At 36.3% G+C, this 19,201-nt stretch carries 21 protein-coding genes; 15 read left to right on the forward strand and 6 right to left on the reverse strand.

The annotated features are described in order from the left end of the window. Positions 1 to 11: 11 nt before the first annotated feature. Positions 12 to 284: a hypothetical protein gene (locus ACYPXO_RS09420; RefSeq protein ID WP_459640319.1), complete on the reverse strand. Its 273-nt coding sequence runs from the start codon at positions 282 to 284 to the stop codon at positions 12 to 14. 265 nt (positions 285 to 549) lie between these two features. On the opposite strand from ACYPXO_RS09420, the gene adhE reads away from it, so the two are divergent. From adhE to ACYPXO_RS09445, 5 genes are all read left to right on the forward strand, one after another. Further along, positions 550 to 3,162: a bifunctional acetaldehyde-CoA/alcohol dehydrogenase gene (adhE, locus tag ACYPXO_RS09425; protein WP_459640320.1), complete on the forward strand. Its 2,613-nt coding sequence runs from the start codon at positions 550 to 552 to the stop codon at positions 3,160 to 3,162. Between the two features lie 190 nt (positions 3,163 to 3,352). Next, positions 3,353 to 3,835, forward strand: coding sequence for an RNA polymerase sigma factor (locus ACYPXO_RS09430; protein ID WP_459640321.1), 483 nt, complete (start codon positions 3,353 to 3,355; stop codon positions 3,833 to 3,835). A gap of 73 nt (positions 3,836 to 3,908) precedes the next feature. Beyond that, entirely contained in the window at positions 3,909 to 4,127 is a 219-nt protein-coding gene (locus ACYPXO_RS09435; RefSeq protein WP_459640322.1) for a hypothetical protein, read from the forward strand. Between the two features lie 146 nt (positions 4,128 to 4,273). Further along, entirely contained in the window at positions 4,274 to 5,029 is a 756-nt protein-coding gene (locus tag ACYPXO_RS09440; RefSeq protein WP_459640323.1) for a phosphotransferase, read from the forward strand. Positions 5,030 to 5,134: 105 nt separating this feature from the next. Beyond that, a complete protein-coding gene (locus tag ACYPXO_RS09445) occupies positions 5,135 to 7,228 on the forward strand; it encodes a leucine-rich repeat domain-containing protein (RefSeq protein WP_459640324.1) in 2,094 nt (697 codons plus the stop codon). 59 nt (positions 7,229 to 7,287) lie between these two features. Here the strand turns inward: ACYPXO_RS09445 and ACYPXO_RS09450 are convergent, their stop codons facing one another. Beyond that, positions 7,288 to 8,364, reverse strand: coding sequence for a cell wall hydrolase (locus ACYPXO_RS09450; protein ID WP_459640325.1), 1,077 nt, complete (start codon positions 8,362 to 8,364; stop codon positions 7,288 to 7,290). 142 nt (positions 8,365 to 8,506) lie between these two features. Between ACYPXO_RS09450 and ACYPXO_RS09455 the strand changes: the two genes are divergently transcribed. The 9 genes from ACYPXO_RS09455 (at position 8,507) to mutY (ending at position 15,699) form a co-directional block, all read left to right on the forward strand. Then, positions 8,507 to 9,091: a hypothetical protein gene (locus tag ACYPXO_RS09455; protein WP_459640326.1), complete on the forward strand. Its 585-nt coding sequence runs from the start codon at positions 8,507 to 8,509 to the stop codon at positions 9,089 to 9,091. Next, complete coding sequence (locus ACYPXO_RS09460; protein ID WP_459640327.1) at positions 9,078 to 9,905, forward strand: Cof-type HAD-IIB family hydrolase; 828 nt, start codon at positions 9,078 to 9,080, stop codon at positions 9,903 to 9,905. The genes ACYPXO_RS09455 and ACYPXO_RS09460 overlap by 14 nt, the downstream gene beginning before the upstream one ends. 16 nt (positions 9,906 to 9,921) lie before the next feature. Next, on the forward strand, positions 9,922 to 10,758 hold the full coding sequence (locus ACYPXO_RS09465) for an undecaprenyl-diphosphate phosphatase (RefSeq protein ID WP_459640328.1): 837 nt from the start codon (positions 9,922 to 9,924) through the stop codon (positions 10,756 to 10,758). Between the two features lie 116 nt (positions 10,759 to 10,874). Next, the gene (locus tag ACYPXO_RS09470; protein ID WP_459640329.1) at positions 10,875 to 11,636 is read left to right on the forward strand and encodes an ABC transporter substrate-binding protein; all 762 of its coding nucleotides are present in this window, start codon (positions 10,875 to 10,877) and stop codon (positions 11,634 to 11,636) included. Positions 11,637 to 11,657: 21 nt separating this feature from the next. Next, positions 11,658 to 12,347, forward strand: coding sequence for an amino acid ABC transporter permease (locus ACYPXO_RS09475; protein ID WP_459640330.1), 690 nt, complete (start codon positions 11,658 to 11,660; stop codon positions 12,345 to 12,347). Beyond that, the gene (locus ACYPXO_RS09480; RefSeq protein WP_459640331.1) at positions 12,344 to 13,066 is read left to right on the forward strand and encodes an amino acid ABC transporter ATP-binding protein; all 723 of its coding nucleotides are present in this window, start codon (positions 12,344 to 12,346) and stop codon (positions 13,064 to 13,066) included. The genes ACYPXO_RS09475 and ACYPXO_RS09480 overlap by 4 nt, the downstream gene beginning before the upstream one ends. A gap of 105 nt (positions 13,067 to 13,171) precedes the next feature. Next, entirely contained in the window at positions 13,172 to 13,567 is a 396-nt protein-coding gene (locus ACYPXO_RS09485; protein WP_459640332.1) for a hypothetical protein, read from the forward strand. Positions 13,568 to 13,581: 14 nt separating this feature from the next. After that, positions 13,582 to 13,932, forward strand: a complete 351-nt coding sequence (locus ACYPXO_RS09490) for an arsenate reductase family protein (protein WP_459640333.1) — start codon at positions 13,582 to 13,584, stop codon at positions 13,930 to 13,932. Further along, positions 13,933 to 15,699, forward strand: coding sequence for an A/G-specific adenine glycosylase (mutY, locus tag ACYPXO_RS09495; protein ID WP_459640334.1), 1,767 nt, complete (start codon positions 13,933 to 13,935; stop codon positions 15,697 to 15,699). Between the two features lie 38 nt (positions 15,700 to 15,737). Here the strand turns inward: mutY and ACYPXO_RS09500 are convergent, their stop codons facing one another. From ACYPXO_RS09500 to ACYPXO_RS09515, 4 genes are all read right to left on the reverse strand, one after another. Next, entirely contained in the window at positions 15,738 to 15,983 is a 246-nt protein-coding gene (locus ACYPXO_RS09500) for a hypothetical protein (protein ID WP_459640335.1), read from the reverse strand. A gap of 71 nt (positions 15,984 to 16,054) precedes the next feature. After that, positions 16,055 to 16,711 carry a phosphatase PAP2 family protein gene (locus tag ACYPXO_RS09505; RefSeq protein WP_459640336.1) on the reverse strand — a complete coding sequence of 219 codons (657 nt, stop codon included), beginning with the start codon at positions 16,709 to 16,711 and terminating at the stop codon, positions 16,055 to 16,057. A 97-nt stretch (positions 16,712 to 16,808) separates the two neighbouring features. Further along, on the reverse strand, positions 16,809 to 17,612 hold the full coding sequence (locus tag ACYPXO_RS09510) for a glycerophosphodiester phosphodiesterase family protein (protein ID WP_459640337.1): 804 nt from the start codon (positions 17,610 to 17,612) through the stop codon (positions 16,809 to 16,811). Between the two features lie 12 nt (positions 17,613 to 17,624). Next, a complete protein-coding gene (locus ACYPXO_RS09515) occupies positions 17,625 to 18,545 on the reverse strand; it encodes a diacylglycerol/lipid kinase family protein (protein ID WP_459640338.1) in 921 nt (306 codons plus the stop codon). Positions 18,546 to 18,766: 221 nt separating this feature from the next. On the opposite strand from ACYPXO_RS09515, the gene ACYPXO_RS09520 reads away from it, so the two are divergent. Next, a complete protein-coding gene (locus ACYPXO_RS09520) occupies positions 18,767 to 19,201 on the forward strand; it encodes a MarR family winged helix-turn-helix transcriptional regulator (protein ID WP_459640339.1) in 435 nt (144 codons plus the stop codon).

Raw genomic sequence — 19,201 nt, forward strand, 5'->3', positions numbered from 1 at the left:
TGGACGGGTGGTTATGATTCCTCTGCATCTATTCTTGCAAGCACATCATTCAACTCAAAAGTCATTGTTCCGTCCTCAAATACGAAAAGGGGAACGCCAACATTACCTTTTTCCTTTACCGGATTAAACATAGGATTTGTGTCGCGGATTTTTAAAAATCGTTTTAGATTTCCGATGCTATCAGAAAACTCTAAAAACAGATAACGAACATTTTTTTGTTCCAGTACTTCTAAAGCGTCTACACAGTCCTTGCACGTTTTTGTTCCATAAATAATTAATTTCATTATATATTCCTCGTTTCTTATAGTTAGTTATCGTGTTCCTTTATATTTTATCATAGATAAGAATTTATGTGAAATAGGAATTGGGGATATATTTGTTGCATTGTGCAAAATGTATAGAAAAAAAATGAAAAATAAAAAAAGTTATGCTTAACAGAGAAAGAAAAAATCTTGTTAAAAAAATATCAAAAATGAATTGACAAATATTTAACGATATAATATACTTACAGAGGTAAAGCAAAAGAACTCATTCATGGAGGATAATGAAATGACGAAGAAAAAAGAAATCGTACCAGAAATTATTGATAGTGTAGAAGCGCTTACAGCAAAAATGGAAGCGATGAGAGAAGCACAGAAAGTATTTGCTACATTTACACAGGAACAAGTAGATAAAATCTTTTTTGAGGCTGCTTTAGCAGCAAATAAACAGCGTATCCCATTAGCAAAAATGGCAGTAGAAGAAACAGGAATGGGTATCGTTGAAGATAAAGTTATTAAAAATCATTACGCAGCAGAATATATTTACAACGCATACAAAGACACAAAAACTTGCGGAGTAATTGAAGAAGATAAAGCATACGGAATTAAAAAAGTTGCAGAACCAATCGGTTTAATCGCAGCAGTTATTCCAACAACAAACCCAACATCAACAGCGATTTTTAAAACATTAATCGCATTAAAAACAAGAAATGCAATTATCATCAGCCCACATCCACGTGCAAAAGCATCTACAATCGCAGCAGCAAAAGTTGTTTTAGATGCAGCAGTTAAAGCAGGTGCACCAGAAGGCATTATTGGTTGGATCGACGTACCATCACTTGAATTAACAAACGAAGTAATGAAAGGTGCAGATACAATCCTTGCTACAGGTGGTCCTGGTATGGTTAAAGCAGCATATTCTTCAGGAAAACCGGCACTTGGTGTAGGTGCAGGTAACACACCGGTTATCATTGATGATACAGCAGATGTTAAAATGGCAGTAAACTCAATCATCCACTCAAAAACATTTGATAATGGTATGATTTGTGCCTCAGAACAGTCAGTAACTGTTTTAGAAGGCGTATATAAAGAAGTAAAAGAAGAATTTGCACTTCGCGGATGCTACTTCTTAAAGAAAGACGAAATTGAAAAAGTTCGTAAAACAATTATCATCAACGGTGCATTAAATGCAAAAATCGTTGGACAGTCAGCCCATACAATCGCTGCTCTTGCAGGAGTAAAAGTTCCTGAAGATACTAAGATTTTAATTGGTGAAGTTGAATCTGTAGATATTTCAGAAGAATTTGCACACGAAAAATTATCTCCTGTACTTGCAATGTACAAAGCAAAAACATTTGATGAAGCGATTGCAAAAGCAGAGCAGTTAGTTGCAGACGGTGGATATGGACATACATCTTCTATCTACATTCACCCAGCACAGACAGAAAAATTAGCAAAACACGCAGCAGCAATGAAAACTTGCCGTATTTTAGTAAATACACCTTCTTCTCAAGGTGGAATCGGTGACCTTTACAACTTTAAATTAGCACCATCTCTTACATTAGGTTGTGGTTCATGGGGTGGAAACTCTGTATCTGAAAACGTTGGTGTAAGACACTTAATTAACATTAAAACAGTTGCCGAGAGGAGAGAAAATATGCTTTGGTTTAGAGCACCTGAAAAGGTTTACTTCAAAAAAGGTTGTATGCCTGTTGCACTTGATGAACTTGGAACAGTAATGGGTAAAAAGAAAGCATTTATCGTAACTGATAGTTTCTTATATCACAACGGATATGTTAAAGGTATCGAAGAAAAATTAGATGAAATGGGAATCCAGCACACATGCTTCTATGAAGTAGCTCCAGACCCAACACTTGCTTGTGCAAAAGCAGGAGCAGAAGCAATGAGAGCATTCGGTCCTGACGTTATCATCGCTCTTGGTGGTGGTTCAGCAATGGATGCAGGTAAAATTATGTGGGTAATGTATGAACATCCAGAAGCAGACTTCATGGATATGGCTATGCGTTTCATGGATATTCGTAAGAGAGTATATACATTCCCTAAAATGGGTGAAAAAGCATACTTTGTAGCAATTCCTACATCTTCAGGAACAGGTTCTGAGGTAACACCATTCGCAGTTATCACAGACGAAAAGACAGGAGTAAAATATCCGTTAGCAGATTATGAATTACTTCCTAAAATGGCTATTATTGATGCAGACAACATGATGAGCCAGCCAAAAGGACTTACAAGTGCTTCTGGTATCGATGCTTTAACACATGCATTAGAAGCATACGCATCTATCATGGCAACAGATTACACAGATGGACTTGCTTTAAAAGCAATGAAAAACATCTTTGAATACTTACCATCAGCATACGAAAACGGTGCAAATGATCCTAAAGCAAGAGAAAAAATGGCAGATGCTTCTTGTATGGCAGGTATGGCATTCGCTAATGCTTTCCTTGGAGTATGTCACTCAATGGCTCATAAATTAGGTGCATTCCATCACTTACCACACGGTGTTGCAAACGCATTGTTAATCAACGAAGTAATGAAATTCAATGCAACAGATGTACCAACAAAAATGGGAACATTTTCACAGTACCAGTATCCACACGCATTAGAAAGATATGCTGAATGTGCTAGATTCTGTGGTGTTGTTGGAAAAGATGACAAAGAAACATTTGAAAAATTCTTAGTGAAGATTGATGAATTAAAAGAAAAAGTTGGAATTAAGAAAACAATCAAAGAATACGGAATAGATGAAAAATACTTCTTAGATACATTAGATGAAATGGTAGAACAGGCATTTGATGATCAGTGTACAGGTGCTAACCCAAGATATCCATTGATGAAAGAAATCAAAGAAATGTACTTAAGAGTATATTACGGAAAATAATCAGAATTGTTTGAAACGCTCAATTGGGGACGTAGTGAAATTACAAATCACTACGTCCCCAATTGCGTTTTACCCCGTCCCTTTTTGAAGTTTTTTCAAAAAAATAGCGTATCTATGGGATTTTTTGCCCTTTTCAATGGTATTATAAGTGAAAACGTTTTCAAATGATACTTAAAGGAAGGAAAACCGGATGGAAAAAGTACTATTTAACAAGATTGTTCAGGCATATTCAGACACAATTTTTCGAATTGCATTTCAATATTGTAGAAACCGAGCGGATGCAGAGGATATTGTTCAAAATGTCTTTATCAAGTTTTTTCGGGAAGAAAAAGAGTGGGAAAGCGAGGAACATATCCGTAATTGGCTTATCAGAGTGGGAATTAATGAAAGTAAAAAGGTTCTCGTAACGCCGTGGAGTAAGAAGATGGTACCGCTTGAGAGCGTGGCAGAAGAGAGTGGTATGATTGCATATGGGCAAAGTGAATTGTTTCAAACGGTGATGGAACTTCCACAAAAGTATAGAGTTGTACTGTATCTTTACTATTACGAAGGATATTCTGTTAAGGAAATTGCCGAGTTTTGCAACAGTAAAGTATCTACTGTACAAACACAATTGATGAGAGCAAGAAAACGGTTAAAAGACATATTGAAGGAGGACTGGAGCAATGAATAGGAATAGAGAAAAGTTTCAGGATACCTTTCAGCATCTTCAAGTATCTCCTGAGTGTGTTGAGGAGGTATTGCATATGACAGAGCAGAGAAAGGTTAAAAGATTTGCAGCAAAGAAAGTTGTTTTATTGGTAGCGGTGTTTGTCATGCTTGTAGGGTCAGCATTAAGCGTAAATGCAGCGACTGACGGGAAACTGTTCAGAGTTATTTTCAGTGAGAACGGGAAACGGGTAGAGAAAAATGTGGAACTGATAGAAAAGAAAGAAGACGGATTTGTTTTTAGATTTACAGAATAACACATGATATTGTTAAAAAAAAGACGATAAAAATATAATAAAAAAGATTGTTAAAAATTATTTAAAAAACTATTGCATTTATGAGTGGGAGGTGTATAATGTAATTATCAAATAAAGAACGAAGCAAACTATAGGAGGTATGACTTATGAAACTGGACAAAAGTAATTTAATCGTAAAACGTGCATATAAAGAAGTGTACAAATGTGATGAAGGTATCGTTAAAGTATTCGAGAAGAATCATTTAAAATCAGATGTATTTAATGAAGCGTTAAATACAGCCAGAGTAGAAGAAACAGGTCTTGATATTCCTAAAGTAAAGAGTGTAAGCGAGATTGACGGAAAATGGGCAGTGGTTATCGAATATAAAGAAGGAAAGACACTTGCTGAGATGATGCGGGTAGATGTTAAGAATCTTGAGAAATACATGGAGGATTTCGTAGATTTACAGTTGCAGGTTCACAGTAAAAGAGCACCTTTATTGAATAAATTAAAAGATAAACTTGCACGTCAGATTAATAGTTTAACAGAATTAGATGCTACAGCAAGATATGAACTTTTAACCAGATTGGAAAGTATGCCAAAACACGATAAAGTTTGTCACGGCGATTTCAATCCAAGTAACGTAATTGTTGGAAAGAACGGAAAGATGACAGTTGTTGACTGGGCTCATGCAACACAGGGAAATGCAAGTGCTGATGCAGCAATGACATATTTGCTATTTGCCCTAAAAGATCAAGAAACAGCAGATTTATATTTGAAATTGTTCTGTAAGAAGAGTGACACTGCAAAACAGTATGTACAGCAGTGGCTACCAATCGTGGCAGCAGCACAGTTGACAAAGAATAATGAAATGGAAAAAGAATTTTTAATGAAATGGATTGATGTATTCGATTATCAATAAAACAATCCTATAGGCAATATGAAAAGAGAACTTTTTTGGAAAAGTTCTCTTTTTCATGTTATAATCATTACTAGTACAAACTTTTATTTATGAGGAGGAAAAAGTATGAGAAAACGAAAGAAAATGGGGATAATGGGTTTGGCTATGTTATTGTGTATGGGGGTTGCATATATGCCTGTAAATGCAGAACTGTCAGACCAAAATCCACCAAATGCAACGGAGGAAACATATAAACCGTTTCATCCAAATTTAGAGGAAGATGATCATATCATTGAAACAGAGGAAGATTTGAAGGAAGAGGAAGGTAAAGAGTTTGCGGAAGTGTCTGTAGATGAAGAGCATTTTCCGGATGAAGATTTTAGAAATTTTGTATCTGAGAAGTTTGATGTAAATAAAAATAGAATATTGGAATCAGATGAAATTCGGCAGGCAAAAAATTTGGATACAGAATATGAAGTTACAATGAGTTCATTGGAAGGAATAGAATATCTCAGTAATTTGAAAAGATTGGTTGTATCTATGGCAGGGATAAAAAGTATTGATATTTCAAAAAACAGCAAGTTACAGATTGTTGATGTGAATTGGAATGAGGAATTACAAGTTATTGATGTATCTGCAAATAAAGAACTTCGTATCTTAGATATTTCTAATACACCAATAAACCAGATAAATGTTACGAATAATAAGGAATTAAGATGGCTGTTTGCCTTTGATACGAATATTTCTGATTTTGATGTGTCACAAAATGTGAAATTAAAGAGATTAGATATAGGAAGAACAGGAATTAAAAAAATAGACGTATCACATAATCCTAAATTACAGGCGCTTAATATCGAAGAAACGCAAGTAGATAAAGTAGATTTAAGTAAGAACCGTGATTTATATGAATTTTATTTTAAGGATACGCCAATTTCTGAAGTAGATTTATCAAAAAACTGGAATTTGGCACAGATATGGGCATCAGGTACAAAACTAAGTCATTTAGATGTGAGCCATTGTAAAAATCTATTTGTATTATATATACAAAATACAGCAATTAAAGAAATGGATTTTAGCAGATGTCCAAATTTGTATGAACTGTTTGCTTCTAACTCTGCTTTGCAGAAAGTTGATTTAGCGAATCATACAAATTTGAATTGTGTTGAAATAGACGGTACAGATGTGAAAGAAATTCGGGTGGATAAAAGTAAAAATCTTCAAGGGTTAAGTTTAAGTGGAACAAAAGTTAAGAACTTAGATTTAAGTAAAAATACAGAATTGAAAAGATTAGAGGTTAATAATACACCGCTGAGATATTTAGATTTGTCACATAATGTAAATTTGGAAAAACTTTATTTTGATAATACGAATATAGAAAATATGAAAAAAGTAAATGCGGAATTATATCCTAAACTACAGGAATTGGGGTGTGAAAATGCAGGGATAGTGGAGTTAATATTGCCAAAATCAAAAGAACTTATCTTTTTAAATTGCGCAGGTAATCATTTAAAGGAATTAGATCTATCTAATATTTCGGAATTATGGTTAGGAATGGAAGTTTCACCACAAAATATAACTGTTTTTGGAAAACAAAAAGGAGATAAATTAATTGTTGATTTGCATGAAGTGGTTTCTGATTTGAATAGAATAACAGTAGAACCTTCAGAAAATTATGTGTACAATAAATCAACTGGAGAGATAATCTTCAAAAATAATGAAGAACCAGTATTTATGTATCAGTATGCTCATCAGTATTCACATAATAGTAAGTTGAAAACAATATCTGTAAAAGCAAATGTTTTGCGTGAATATTTGATTTTAGAAGGAATTGGGCAGAAAGTTTATTATGGAAATGACATAAGTTTTATCTGTAATGGCAAAAAAGAAATGATAGAAAAATGTCTAATAGACGGAGTAGAGTTAAACGAAACAGAATATTGTTTAGAAACAATAGAAGAAGGGAAAATTAAAATTACGCTGAAAAAGGAAATGTTATCTACATTAGCAAAAGGAAAACATTGTTTTTCTGTTGTTTATAAGGATGGAGAAGCTAATACAACATTTGAATTGGCGGATAAACAGATAGTGACACCCGTAGCAGATGAAAAACCTTTTGATAAAACTGAAGTTAAAACAGGAGATACGTCGAATGCAAATTTGTGGGGAATGCTTATGATATTATCATTAGGACTTGTCTTTATTCAGAGAAAAAGTAAATAGGAAATAATATAAAAATAGATTGTGCTTAAGTAAACACAATCTATTTTTATTACTGTTTATTAAAAAAATACATTTCCGCCTACGATAACGCCATCACGCCCGCTTGATACTGAGCGGAAGGAATAACAGTTTCGTACAGAGTCAAGTCTTGCTCCGGAAAGAGCATCCTGTGCGACCTGATAACATAGTTTTTTTGGACCGCGTTCTAAAACTTTATCTAATTTTCCCGTCCATGTAGGAGAGAATTGCCCACTTTGATAGATAACTCCTGATAATGTATTCGGATATTTTGGACTCTCCATTCGATTCATAATAACGGTTGCAACCGCAAGTAAAGCATCGTAGTTACTTGAACCTGCTTCACATTCTAAAATTCCTGCAAACAGTGCTAAATCTTCTGCAGCAGACGGTGGTGCAGGTTTGTTATCCGGTTTTGAAGATGGTTTACTTTCATTGTTGTCCGGTTTAGTGTTTGGTTTAGGCTGCTTGGCGGGATTATTGTTAAGAAGACTCTGTGTTTCTTTTGCAAGTGCCTCCGCTTTTGCTAACTGTTCTTTATAGGCAGTCAGTTCATTGGAGGCGTCAGTTATTTTTGTTGAAAGTTGTCTGTATTTTTCCTCCAAATCTTTTTTCTGTTTTTCAAAATTTTTCTGTTGCTGACGTAACTCCTTCTCTTTTTTTGCAATTTCGGAATGGAGTTTTTGCAGGTTATCTAACATCGTTCGGTCATATTCACTGACTGTGGCGATGAAATCTGCTTTGTTTAGCAGGTCTGCCATGGATTCGGACTCCATTAGTATGGCAAGAAAACTTGTAGAACCGGATTCGTAAATATATTTGATTCGCTTTTTCATCAGTTCATATTGTCCGTTTTCGCGTACCTTTGCCAGAGCAAGTTTTTGCTGGGTAGTTGAAATTTCTTTCATAGTTGCTTCTAAAGATGATGTGGCAGAAGATAAATCTTTTCCTGTCATATCTTTATCTTTGCTTAACTCGTTTAAGTTATTTTCCAAATCCTTCTGTTTCTGTGAGGCATTTTCAGCTTGCAGCACATAAGTGAAGGGACTTGAAAAACAAAGAGTGGCAGCAGTTATTAGGGCAAAAACCTTTTTCTTACGCTTTTGTATCATATTCATTATGTATTCCTTTCTCACTGAAATCAAAGTATCCATATGTATCTTATTGAAATAAGCGTCTTTTTTATTCTACTATAATTTGATATTTTTTGCAAATTTTGATATGATAAGAGAAAATTGAAATTTATAAAGAGGAAAATACATGAGAAAGTATGAAGAAGAACGTTATCGTTTGGATAAGATAAGGGATAATATTTATCCATGGGTAAAAGGAGAACTTATCGACTATCAGGTGATAAATGGCAAAGAAATTTCTGATAAAGATACTCCTCTTATTGCATTTGCGGGAGATTTACATATTGTTTTAGTCATTAACAGAGGAAATGACACATATGAGATAATAAGAGATAAGATGTTGCCTGCGGATTGTGATATAGAGGAACTCTATCATACTGCCTGTGCAAATCTTGTAAGAGATGTGAAGTTTGTTATTTCACAGACGCTATACGGAGGATTTGGTATTGTGGCAGACGGGTATCACGAAGCAAGTTCTCTCTGTTTTAAACAGATATGGACGATGTGTGCCGATAAATTAAATGATGATCTGTTGATTATTGCACCGGCGAAAGATACGGTTGTATTTCTTCCGATGAAGGATAAAGAAAAACTACCGTATATGAAGGAATACGCAAAACAGGCGTATGAGAGAAATACGGATAAGATAAGTCTTCAGATATTTAGATTTTCACGGAAGAGAAAGGAACTGACAGTGTATGAAGAAAATTAAGATGATAGGTCTTGACTGTGACGGAACGCTGTTGAATGACAATAAGGAACTGACAGATTATAGTAGGGAAGTTCTGCACCGTGCAATTGAGCAGGGGGTGGTCATTGTTATCGCTACGGGCAGACCATTGACAGGTATACCGAAGCAGGTGCTTGCCGTTGAAGGTGTACGGTATGCGTTGACATCTAACGGGGCGAGGATTGTAGATATGCAGGAAAATCAGGTAATTAGTGAATGTACAATGCCGGCGAAGATTGCTAGGAAGTTGCTTCGTATTTTTTCCGCATACGATACTTACAAGGAAGTGTTTATTGACGGTCAGGGGTATGTCGGTTGTGAAGATTTAGAGAGAGTAGAGGCATATGTTGATACGGAAAGTATGGCACGTTATGTAAGAGAATGTCGTAAACCGGTAGATAATATTGAGGAATTATTGAGAGATGACGGGATACGGGTGGATAAAGTCCATGTGATGTTCCGCAATCAAGAAGAAAGAATGCAGGCATTTGATGAAGCGAATCGTGTAGAGGGAGTTACGACTACCTGCGCAATTTCAAATAACATAGAAGTAAATATGCTTGGCGTCAACAAGGGCGAAGGCTTGCTTCGATTAGGAAAACTGCTTGGAATAGAGCGTGACGAGATTATGGCGTGTGGAGATGGCATGAATGATTTTGAAATGCTGAAGGCGGTGGGACTTGGAGTTGCTATGGAGAATGCTATGGAAGAAGTCAAACAGGCAGCAGACTATGTAACAGATACAAATGAGAATAATGGTGTTGCAAAAGCGATTGAAAAATTCGCATTAGCATAAAACGAGGAGGAAAAAGATGGATATTTTTTTAGAAATGGTGAAAACGGTTTTTCTTGGAATTGTGGAGGGAATTACCGAATGGTTACCGATTAGCAGTACAGGACATTTGATTTTGGTAAATCAGATTGTTCAGTTGGACGCAAGCAAACAGTTTATGGAAATGTTTAATGTTGTCATTCAATTGGGAGCGATTATGGCGGTAGTAATTTTGTATTTCCATAAATTAAATCCGTTTTCAAAACGGAAAAGTCCGAAACAGAAAACGCAGACGATTCAGTTGTGGATAAAGGTTGTTATTGCTTGTCTTCCGGCAATGATTATCGGAATTCCGTTAGACGATTGGATGGAGGAACATTTGCATAAGTCAGTTCCTATTGCGGCAATGTTGATTCTTTATGGTATTTTATTTATCATTGTGGAAAATAGGAACAAAAAAAGAACCCCTTCTGTTACAAAATTTTCACAACTGACTTATCAGATGGCATTTATTATTGGAATTTGGCAGGTATTGGCGCTCGTTCCGGGAACATCACGTTCCGGTGCGACAATTGTAGGTGCATTGCTTCTGGGAACATCAAGATATATTGCAGCAGAATTTACATTTTTCCTTGCGATTCCGGTTATGTTCGGGGCAAGCGGATTGAAGATTTTGAAATTTATAAAAGCGGGAGTAGGCATTACGGGATTGGAAGTAGCGATTTTAATTGTAGGCTGTTTGACGGCTTTTATCGTATCCGTTTTGGCAATCAAATTCTTGATGGGATATATTAAGAAAAATGACTTTAAAGTATTCGGTATATACCGAATAGCGCTTGGTATTATCGTATTAGGAACATTTTTTATGATGAAATAAAAATGACAAGTGGTTATTTATACGAAAAAGTATAAAAACCACTTGTTTTTTTGTATGGGTATGTTATAATATGCGAAGTTGATGAATTTTTATACATAAAAGAGGAGGAGTAAATCATGAAAATGAAAAAGATAATGAGTTTAGTATTGGCAGGAGCAGTTGCATTTTCCATAACAGCGTGTGGAGGAAAGAAGAGTGAGTCGGATACATTGATTGTAGGGACGGAAGCGGGTTTTGCGCCATATGAGTATATGAAAGGCAATGAAGTAGTCGGAATTGATATGGATATTGCGAAAGCGATAGCAGACGAAATGGGAAAAGAATTAAAGATTAAAAATATGGAATTTGACGGCGCTTTGGCAAGTGTGGCAAGTGGAAAGGTTGATTTTGTTGCAGCAGGTGTTTCTATTAATGAAAAACGTAAGAAAACAATGGATTTCTCACATGAGTATGTAAATTCTACAGAAGTGATTGTTGTAAACGGCAAAAATCCTGCAATTTCAGGAGCGGTAAAGGGAGAAAGCCTGAATGGAAAAGTTGTTGCAGTGCAGCAAGGAAATATTGCGGACAGTTGGGTATCAGATGAAGAAAAATGTAAACCAAAAGAAGTGAAGAGATACACGAAATTTGCACAGGCAAGTGAAGATTTAAAAAATAATAAGGTGGACTGTATCGTTATGGACAAGTATCCGGCAGAAAAACTTGTTGCAGAAAATAAAGAGTTAAAAATTTTGGACGGCGTTCTTTTTGAAGATAAATACGCCATTGCGGTAAAGAAAGGGAACAAGGAACTTTTAGATGAAATCAACAAAGTGATTGATAAATTAATTGCAGACGGAAAGATTAAGGAATTTACCGCAAACCACACACAGAAGTAGTTTTGAAAGGAAAAAAGTAACATGAATTTGATTCACAACTTTATGGACGGTTTTTATAATGCCGTGATTTATGACCAAAGATATTTAGTATATTTGGATGGATTAAAAGTAACGATTTTAATTTCGCTGTTTGCTATCGCCATAGGTGTAGCTATTGGGCTTTTGATTGCGATTATTAAAGTGAGCGCTTCGGAAAAGAAAATATTGATTGGGTTAAAATGGCTTTGCAACGTATATATAACCGTAATACGCGGGACACCGGTTATGGTGCAGTTACTTATTATATATAATTTAGTTTTCACTGCGAGAGATACGAATGAAATTGTGGTAGGAGCAATCTGTTTTGGGATTAACTCAGGGGCATATGTGGCAGAAATTATCCGTGCGGGGATTGAGTCCATTGATAAAGGGCAGATGGAAGCGGGGCGTTCACTCGGATTTAACTATATTCAGACAATGTGTTATATCATTGTGCCGCAGGCAGTTAAAAATATTTTGCCGGCACTTAGCAATGAGTTTATCGTACTGATTAAAGAAACATCGGTTGCAGGAATTATTGCAGTAACAGATTTGACAAAGGCAGCGCAGTATATCGGATCAACAGATTACAATATTCTTCCGCCGCTTTATGTTGCGGCAGCGTGCTATCTTGTTATCGTACTTGGACTGACAAAGTTACAGGGATTGCTTGAAAGGAGATTGGCAAGATGATTATAACAAAAAATTTACAGAAATCATTTCACGGAAATCAAATATTAAAGGGAATTGATATACATATTGAGCAGGGAGAGAAAGTTGTTATTGTCGGTCCGTCCGGCTCGGGAAAATCTACGTTTTTGCGTTGCTTAAATCTTTTGGAAACGACAACAGGAGGGGAAGTGTGGTTTGAAGGAAATAATATTACGGGTAAAGAATGTAATATTAATAAGTTGCGTCAGAAAATGGGAATGGTTTTTCAGCAGTTTAATTTATTTCCACATTTGACAGTGAAAGAAAATATTACGTTGGCTCCGATTAAATTGGGGTTGATGAGCAAAGAAGAAGCAGATAAAAAGGCAGAAGAATTATTAGTGAGAGTAGGCCTACCGGATAAGGCGGAACAATATCCGAAACAATTGTCAGGTGGACAGAAACAGCGTATCGCCATTGCAAGAGCGTTGGCGATGAACCCTGAAGTGATGCTTTTTGATGAACCGACATCGGCGCTGGATCCGGAAATGGTAGGAGAAGTACTTACGCTGATGAAGGAACTTGCTGACGAGGGAATGACAATGGTTGTTGTGACACATGAAATGGGATTTGCAAGAGAAGTGGCGACACGCGTTATTTTTATGGATGAAGGACAGATCAAGGAAGAAAATACTCCTGAGGAATTTTTTGCCAATCCGAAAGATGAAAGATTGAAAGAATTTTTGTCAAAAGTATTATAGAAATGAAAAGAGTGTAATGTTCATTAACATTTAATAAACTGTATTGACTTTCAAAGGGATAAAGCATATAGTGGGTACAAATTATTGAAAAAGTGAGGAATGAACATGAAAGAAAAAATACAGCGGTTTATGATGGGACGTTATGGTGCGGATGCACTCAATAAATTTCTGTTCGGCGTAACGCTGGCTTTACTTGTTGCGAGTATTCTTTTTGACAGTAATTTTTTAAATTTACTTGCCCTGTTGTTACTCGTAGTCTGTTATGTTAGAATGTTATCGAGAGATGTGCAGAAAAGGTATAATGAGAATGTGAAATTTTTAAATATGAAGAAAGATTTTTTTGCATTCTTTCGCAGAGAGAAATCTTATTTTGAGCAGAGAAAGACACATCATATTTATAAATGTCCTACTTGCAAGCAGAAAATAAGAGTTCCAAAGGGGAAAGGAAGAATTTGTATTACCTGCCCTGCGTGTAAGACAGAATTTATTAAGAACAGTTAGGAGGAGAATGATAGATGTTATTTGTAGAATATCCAAAATGCACAACGTGCAAGAAAGCAAAGAAATGGCTTGAAGAAAATGGCGTGGAGTTTACAGACAGACATATTGTGGAAGACAATCCGTCTAAAGAAGAATTGAAAGAATGGTATGCAAAGAGTGGACTTCCATTAAAGCGCTTCTTCAACACAAGCGGAATAAAATACAAAGAAATGCAGTTAAAAGATAAATTGCCGGAGATGTCAGAAGAGGAACAGTTGGAACTTTTGGCAACAGACGGAATGCTTGTAAAACGTCCGATTCTCATCGGAGAAACATTTGCTATTCCCGGATTTAAGGAACAGGTATGGGAAGAGGTCTGTAAATAAATGAAATATGATAGAATAAAGGTTGGGACGTTCGTTGAACGCCCTAATCGTTTTATTGCGTATGTAAATATAAAGGGGAAGCAGGAAACAGTTCATGTAAAAAATACGGGGAGGTGCAGAGAACTTCTTATTTCCGGAGCGACTGTTTATGTTCAAGAAAGTGATAATCCAAATCGTAAAACGAAATGGGATTTAATCGGAGTGGAAAAGAATAACCGTATGATTAATATGGACTCTCAAATTCCGAATGCGGTAGTAAAAGAATGGATTGAGGCGGGAAATTTATTTTCTCGACCGTCACTGATTAAGCCGGAGGCTACTTATGGAAAATCCCGCTTTGATTTGTATGTAGAAGAGGGAGAGAGAAAAGCATTCATAGAGGTGAAAGGAGTTACCCTTGAGGAAGACGGCATAGTACGTTTTCCGGATGCACCGACTGAACGGGGGGTAAAACATGTAGAAGAATTGTGTCGTGCGGCCGAGGAAGGATATGAGGCATATATTGTTTTTGTTATCCAGATGGAGAAAGTATTATATTTTACGCCGAATGAAGATACACATAAAGAATTTGGAGATGCATTATGTAGAGCGAAAAAGGCAGGAGTTCATATTTTAGCCTATGACTGTAAAGTGAAGAAAGACAGTATTTCCCTAAATAAAGAAGTTCCGGTTATTTTGGAACAGACACAGTTGAAAGAAATAGTACAGCCGATTGTTTCTTGGTACAGGGAAAATAAACGGCAGTTGGCGTGGCGTGAAGACGTCAGTGCCTACAGAGTGTGGGTTTCGGAAATTATGTTGCAACAGACAAGAGTGGAAGCAGTAAAACCTTTCTATGACCGCTTTTTAAAAGAACTTCCAACGGTAAAAGATTTGGCAGAGGCAGAAGAGGATAAACTGCTAAAACTTTGGGAAGGTCTGGGGTATTATAATCGTGTTCGCAATATGCAGAAAGCGGCTATACAGATTATGGAAAACTTTGGCGGAGAGTTTCCAAGAACTTATGAAGAAATTCTATCCCTTACGGGAATTGGCAATTATACAGCAGGAGCAATCTGTTCTTTTGCATACGGCATACCAAAACCTGCGGTGGACGGAAATGTATTGCGAGTTATTTCCCGCATCATTGCAAGTGAAGAGGATATTATGAAACCAACAGTGCGGACAAAGATAGAATATATGCTGGACGGTGTGATTCCACAAGACAGCGCGAGCGACTTTAATCAAGGATTAATAGAATTGGGAGCGTTAATCTGTACGCCGAAAGGAATGGCAAAATGCGGAGAATGTCCGGTATATGATAGTTGTCAGGCGAGAAAAGAAAATAAGGTGGAGGAAATTCCGATAAAGGCAAAAGCAAAAGAAAGACGGATAGAAAAAAGAACTGTATTTGTTTTTCAGGACGGCGAAAATATAGCTATAAGAAAAAGAAAGGCGAAAGGACTTTTGGCGGGATTGTATGAATTTCCAAATGAAGAAGGATACTTTACGGAGGAAGAAGTTATTGTATACAGTAAGGAAAAAGGTCTGTATCCGATGCGGATAAAGAAATTGGGAGAAGCGAAACATATTTTCAGTCATGTAGAGTGGCATATGACAGGCTATGCAGTCCGTGTGGACGAATTGGAAAAGAGCTGTGAGAAGGATATGTTATTTATTCATCCCGAAGAAATTCAGAAAGAATATCCTATGCCGAGTGCTTTTGAATACTATACGAATCAGGTAAATATAAAATTAGGTATGGAAAAAGGCGATGTTACAAAATAAATTGTGACATCGCCTTTTAATCGCTCTGATTCAAATTGCTATACCTCCTTATGTAAATCTGTCAATCTGCAAAGATTGCTGATTGTGAGAGTTCCCAAGTCTTTCATGTGTTTTACCGTAGAAGAAATAAATGAAGAAATAAATGCTGTCTTGGTAAAAAAGTTCACGATAGACATCTTCCTGTGAAGGAAAGGAACTTTGAGTGAAGATTCTTCATCAATGAAAATGAGGAGAATCAAGGTTAAAATGATACCAACTAAAAGTGCGAATGATAAGGTTAACATACAACCGCCTCCTTAAAGAATCTTTTTATTTAACCTTATCATACAACTTAATTATCAGATAGTCAATAAAATTATGCTAAATTTTCTAACGAATTTTTACCTCTAAGTCTTACCGGTTTGTAAACGATAATATATAAAATTCCGGCCATAAAAAATGCTGCAACAACATCAATAATAGAGTGTTGTTTTAAGAACATTGTGGATAAGATAATGGAGATTGTCAAAAGTAAAGTCAAAATCTGTATCCAGCGGTGTTGTTTTAATTTATTGCAATGTGAAACAGCAATATATGCTCCCAGCGAATTATATACATGGATACTTGGTAATACATTTGTAGAGGTGTCCACTGCATACAGTTGTTTTACCATATCGACAAAAATATTATCTCGCGTAAATGTTTCAGGTCTTAACTGTAATCCGTTAGGATAAATCGTAGAAATAATGAGGAAAATAGTCATTCCCGAAAACAGTAAAATAATCAGTCGGTAAAATTCTGATTTTTCTCCAAAAAAGAAGAAGTACCCGATAGTAACTGCGATAAACAAAAACCAAAGTGTGTATGGAATAATAAAATATTCAATGAAAGGTATTTTATCATCCAGTGTAGTATAAATGAGATGATAATCTGTTGTAATGTGTTTTTCTAAATAAAAGAACCACGGAAGGTAGATAAAAATGTATAAAAAGACCCAGCCGTGTCTGTATTTTTCCCAAAACTTTTTCCACATAAGAAATCAAAAACTCCTTTTGTAATAATATTTCCAAAGCATTATATCATGGGAATAGTGTAACCACAAGGAAGGAGCGGGTTTCTTAATAAAAACTTTAAGATTTTTCAAAAATAGCAATAGAATATTTCGTTTTGGCGTAGGAAATCTCTTCTTTTGTGTGCAATGTCCATGTGGCAATCGGAGTGCAAAACAGATGTTTATGTAAAAAAAGGCTTATGTTTTTTTCGTCTTTTAGTTTATAAGAAATAAAATCAGGCCGTGTCAGTATGTTGGAGAGGAGAAATTCAACTGCAAAACAGGCGATAAGGGGGATATTCTGCTCGGTTTTTGTCAGGTTTGAGGATAACTGTCCCCGAAGAATATGCGGGGCGTGCCTCCGAAAGCAAAAAAGTCCAAGACAATTAAAGGACTGAATAAGATATGTCCCGTTATAGTTTTTCAGTTCCTTTTGCACAAGGGAGCATAAAGTTGTGTTTATAGAAGGAAGTTTCAATTCAATCAGAAGAGGAACTTTTCCATCTACAAGTGACAATACTTCTGAGAAAAGAGGAATTTTTTCAGAGGTACCGGAGAGTGTGTATAGAGATAAATCTTCGTATGTTGTATTTTCTACAGATAAATCTACGCCGCACATTCTTGTAAGGTAATCATCGTGAAAGACAACAATCTGTCCATCCTTTGTCAAGTGTAAGTCAAGTTCAATGCCATAACCGTGTTCGACTGCAAGTCGAAAAGAACTAAGGGAATTTTCAGGGATTCCTTCCTCCATATCCCAGTAACCCCTATGAGCAAAATCGTATTGCAGAAAAGGGGTTATATTTTTGCGATAGCGAAAACGTGGGGCGATAAGATATAAGGGAAGTAAAATGATAATAAGAAAAATGATATACATTGTCATGGATATTCCTCCTTATTCAGCGGTAATAATACGCAAACGCTCAGAAAGACAGGAAATAGAAATATCTTTCTGTAAAAATACAGGTTCTCCATCTGTGTGTACTGGCATAGCGCCCGCATACTGAATAGAGATTTTCCTACAGTTGTACAGGTAACTGCCTTTAAAGTATGTATGTTTTCCGAACAGGGCAGCGGCAAGGAGAAAAAGAAGTTTCCATTTCGGGACGTCAGCGATGGCACAGATGCTAAGAAGTCGGTCTTCAGGATTGGCGTGAGGTCCAAACTGTACTCCGCCGCCCTCACAGCGATGGTTCATGGCACTGACAAAATAGCAACGTGAAAAATGGTGTGTTTCTTTATCATCAAGGGTGATGTTGCATTCATATGGAGTAAGAAACAGCCATTGCCGTATGGCGATAAGGGCATAGGTTAGTTTTCCAAGATGAAACCGGTTTAAGACAGGTTTTATTTTAGAAACAACTGCTTCATGACATATTCCGGCATCGTAACCAATTCCGCAACTGACAGCAAAACGCCGTTTTTTGTTCTTATAGGAAAGTTCTCCTACATCCATAAGGCGAATGCGAGGCGTGTTCAGGATACAGTCCAGTGCCTTTCGCGGATTTGTAGGGAGAGAATATCCTCTTGCAAAATCATTACCCGAGCCGGTAGGAATATAACCGAGAGTCAGATGACGGAAATCTTCGATTCCGTTAATGGCTTCATTTATCGTTCCGTCCCCGCCGAGAACGACAACCGTACGACTGACGGAGTCGAGCGTGAGTGTTCTCATAATGTATGTTGCGTGTTTCTGATAGCGGGTAAAATGCACTTCAAAAGGAATATGTTTTTCTTTTAAGATAGAATGTACTTCTTCCCACGTTTTCGCACCTTCACCGGAGCGAGAATGTGGGTTTACAATAAATGTATACATAGTAAATCTCCTTGTCATTTGTACTCACATTATAGCAGAAATTGTAAATATCAACAAGAAAAATGAAATTTTACGTAGAAATAAATACTTAGATGTCTAAATATATTTTTTGTTAAATTTTATAAAAGAATATAAAGAAAATATAAAATGCTTGACTATGTTATGGAAGATTACTAATATATCAGTTAGACATCTAACTAATTAAAAACAGGAGGAAAGATATGGAACAATGTACGCAGTTGTTAATGAATCAGGTAATGCATCTGTATATTCAGAGAAGTATGCAGTTATTTCGTGATTTGAAAGTACATCCGGGAGCGGGCGGTATGCTGTGGGTTTTACGAAAAAACAATGGGATGATCCAGAAAGAAATCGCAAAAAAACTGGGAATTACCCCTCCGTCCATGACCGTAATGATAAAAAAACTGGAGGGAGAAGGGTATATTGTCAAGAAACAGGACGAGAAAGATCAGAGAATTACCCGTATTTACATTACGGAAAAAGGAGAAGAAATCGCACATCATATGGAGTCGGTTCTAAAAACGCTTGAGAAAGAGGCGTTTGCGAATATGAGTGAGGAAGAGATTATGCTTCTTCGCAGACTATTGCTTCAGATGAAAGAGAATTTATCCGATAAAAATCAGAAGGGAGAATAG

It is taken from the genome of Faecalimonas canis, from assembly GCF_054601575.1.

Excerpts from the sequence above, each read along its gene's own strand:
- ACYPXO_RS09420 (WP_459640319.1), bottom strand. The coding sequence starts at position 284 with ATGAAATTAATTATTTATGGAACAAAAACGTGCAAGGACTGTGTAGAC.
- adhE (WP_459640320.1), top strand. The coding sequence starts at position 550 with ATGACGAAGAAAAAAGAAATCGTACCAGAAATTATTGATAGTGTAGAA.
- ACYPXO_RS09430 (WP_459640321.1), top strand. The coding sequence starts at position 3,353 with ATGGAAAAAGTACTATTTAACAAGATTGTTCAGGCATATTCAGACACA.
- ACYPXO_RS09435 (WP_459640322.1), top strand. The coding sequence starts at position 3,909 with ATGACAGAGCAGAGAAAGGTTAAAAGATTTGCAGCAAAGAAAGTTGTT.
- ACYPXO_RS09440 (WP_459640323.1), top strand. The coding sequence starts at position 4,274 with ATGAAACTGGACAAAAGTAATTTAATCGTAAAACGTGCATATAAAGAA.
- ACYPXO_RS09445 (WP_459640324.1), top strand. The coding sequence starts at position 5,135 with ATGAGAAAACGAAAGAAAATGGGGATAATGGGTTTGGCTATGTTATTG.
- ACYPXO_RS09450 (WP_459640325.1), bottom strand. The coding sequence starts at position 8,364 with ATGAATATGATACAAAAGCGTAAGAAAAAGGTTTTTGCCCTAATAACT.
- ACYPXO_RS09455 (WP_459640326.1), top strand. The coding sequence starts at position 8,507 with ATGAGAAAGTATGAAGAAGAACGTTATCGTTTGGATAAGATAAGGGAT.
- ACYPXO_RS09460 (WP_459640327.1), top strand. The coding sequence starts at position 9,078 with ATGAAGAAAATTAAGATGATAGGTCTTGACTGTGACGGAACGCTGTTG.
- ACYPXO_RS09465 (WP_459640328.1), top strand. The coding sequence starts at position 9,922 with ATGGATATTTTTTTAGAAATGGTGAAAACGGTTTTTCTTGGAATTGTG.
- ACYPXO_RS09470 (WP_459640329.1), top strand. The coding sequence starts at position 10,875 with ATGAAAATGAAAAAGATAATGAGTTTAGTATTGGCAGGAGCAGTTGCA.
- ACYPXO_RS09475 (WP_459640330.1), top strand. The coding sequence starts at position 11,658 with ATGAATTTGATTCACAACTTTATGGACGGTTTTTATAATGCCGTGATT.
- ACYPXO_RS09480 (WP_459640331.1), top strand. The coding sequence starts at position 12,344 with ATGATTATAACAAAAAATTTACAGAAATCATTTCACGGAAATCAAATA.
- ACYPXO_RS09485 (WP_459640332.1), top strand. The coding sequence starts at position 13,172 with ATGAAAGAAAAAATACAGCGGTTTATGATGGGACGTTATGGTGCGGAT.
- ACYPXO_RS09490 (WP_459640333.1), top strand. The coding sequence starts at position 13,582 with ATGTTATTTGTAGAATATCCAAAATGCACAACGTGCAAGAAAGCAAAG.
- mutY (WP_459640334.1), top strand. The coding sequence starts at position 13,933 with ATGAAATATGATAGAATAAAGGTTGGGACGTTCGTTGAACGCCCTAAT.
- ACYPXO_RS09500 (WP_459640335.1), bottom strand. The coding sequence starts at position 15,983 with ATGTTAACCTTATCATTCGCACTTTTAGTTGGTATCATTTTAACCTTG.
- ACYPXO_RS09505 (WP_459640336.1), bottom strand. The coding sequence starts at position 16,711 with ATGTGGAAAAAGTTTTGGGAAAAATACAGACACGGCTGGGTCTTTTTA.
- ACYPXO_RS09510 (WP_459640337.1), bottom strand. The coding sequence starts at position 17,612 with ATGACAATGTATATCATTTTTCTTATTATCATTTTACTTCCCTTATAT.
- ACYPXO_RS09515 (WP_459640338.1), bottom strand. The coding sequence starts at position 18,545 with ATGTATACATTTATTGTAAACCCACATTCTCGCTCCGGTGAAGGTGCG.
- ACYPXO_RS09520 (WP_459640339.1), top strand. The coding sequence starts at position 18,767 with ATGGAACAATGTACGCAGTTGTTAATGAATCAGGTAATGCATCTGTAT.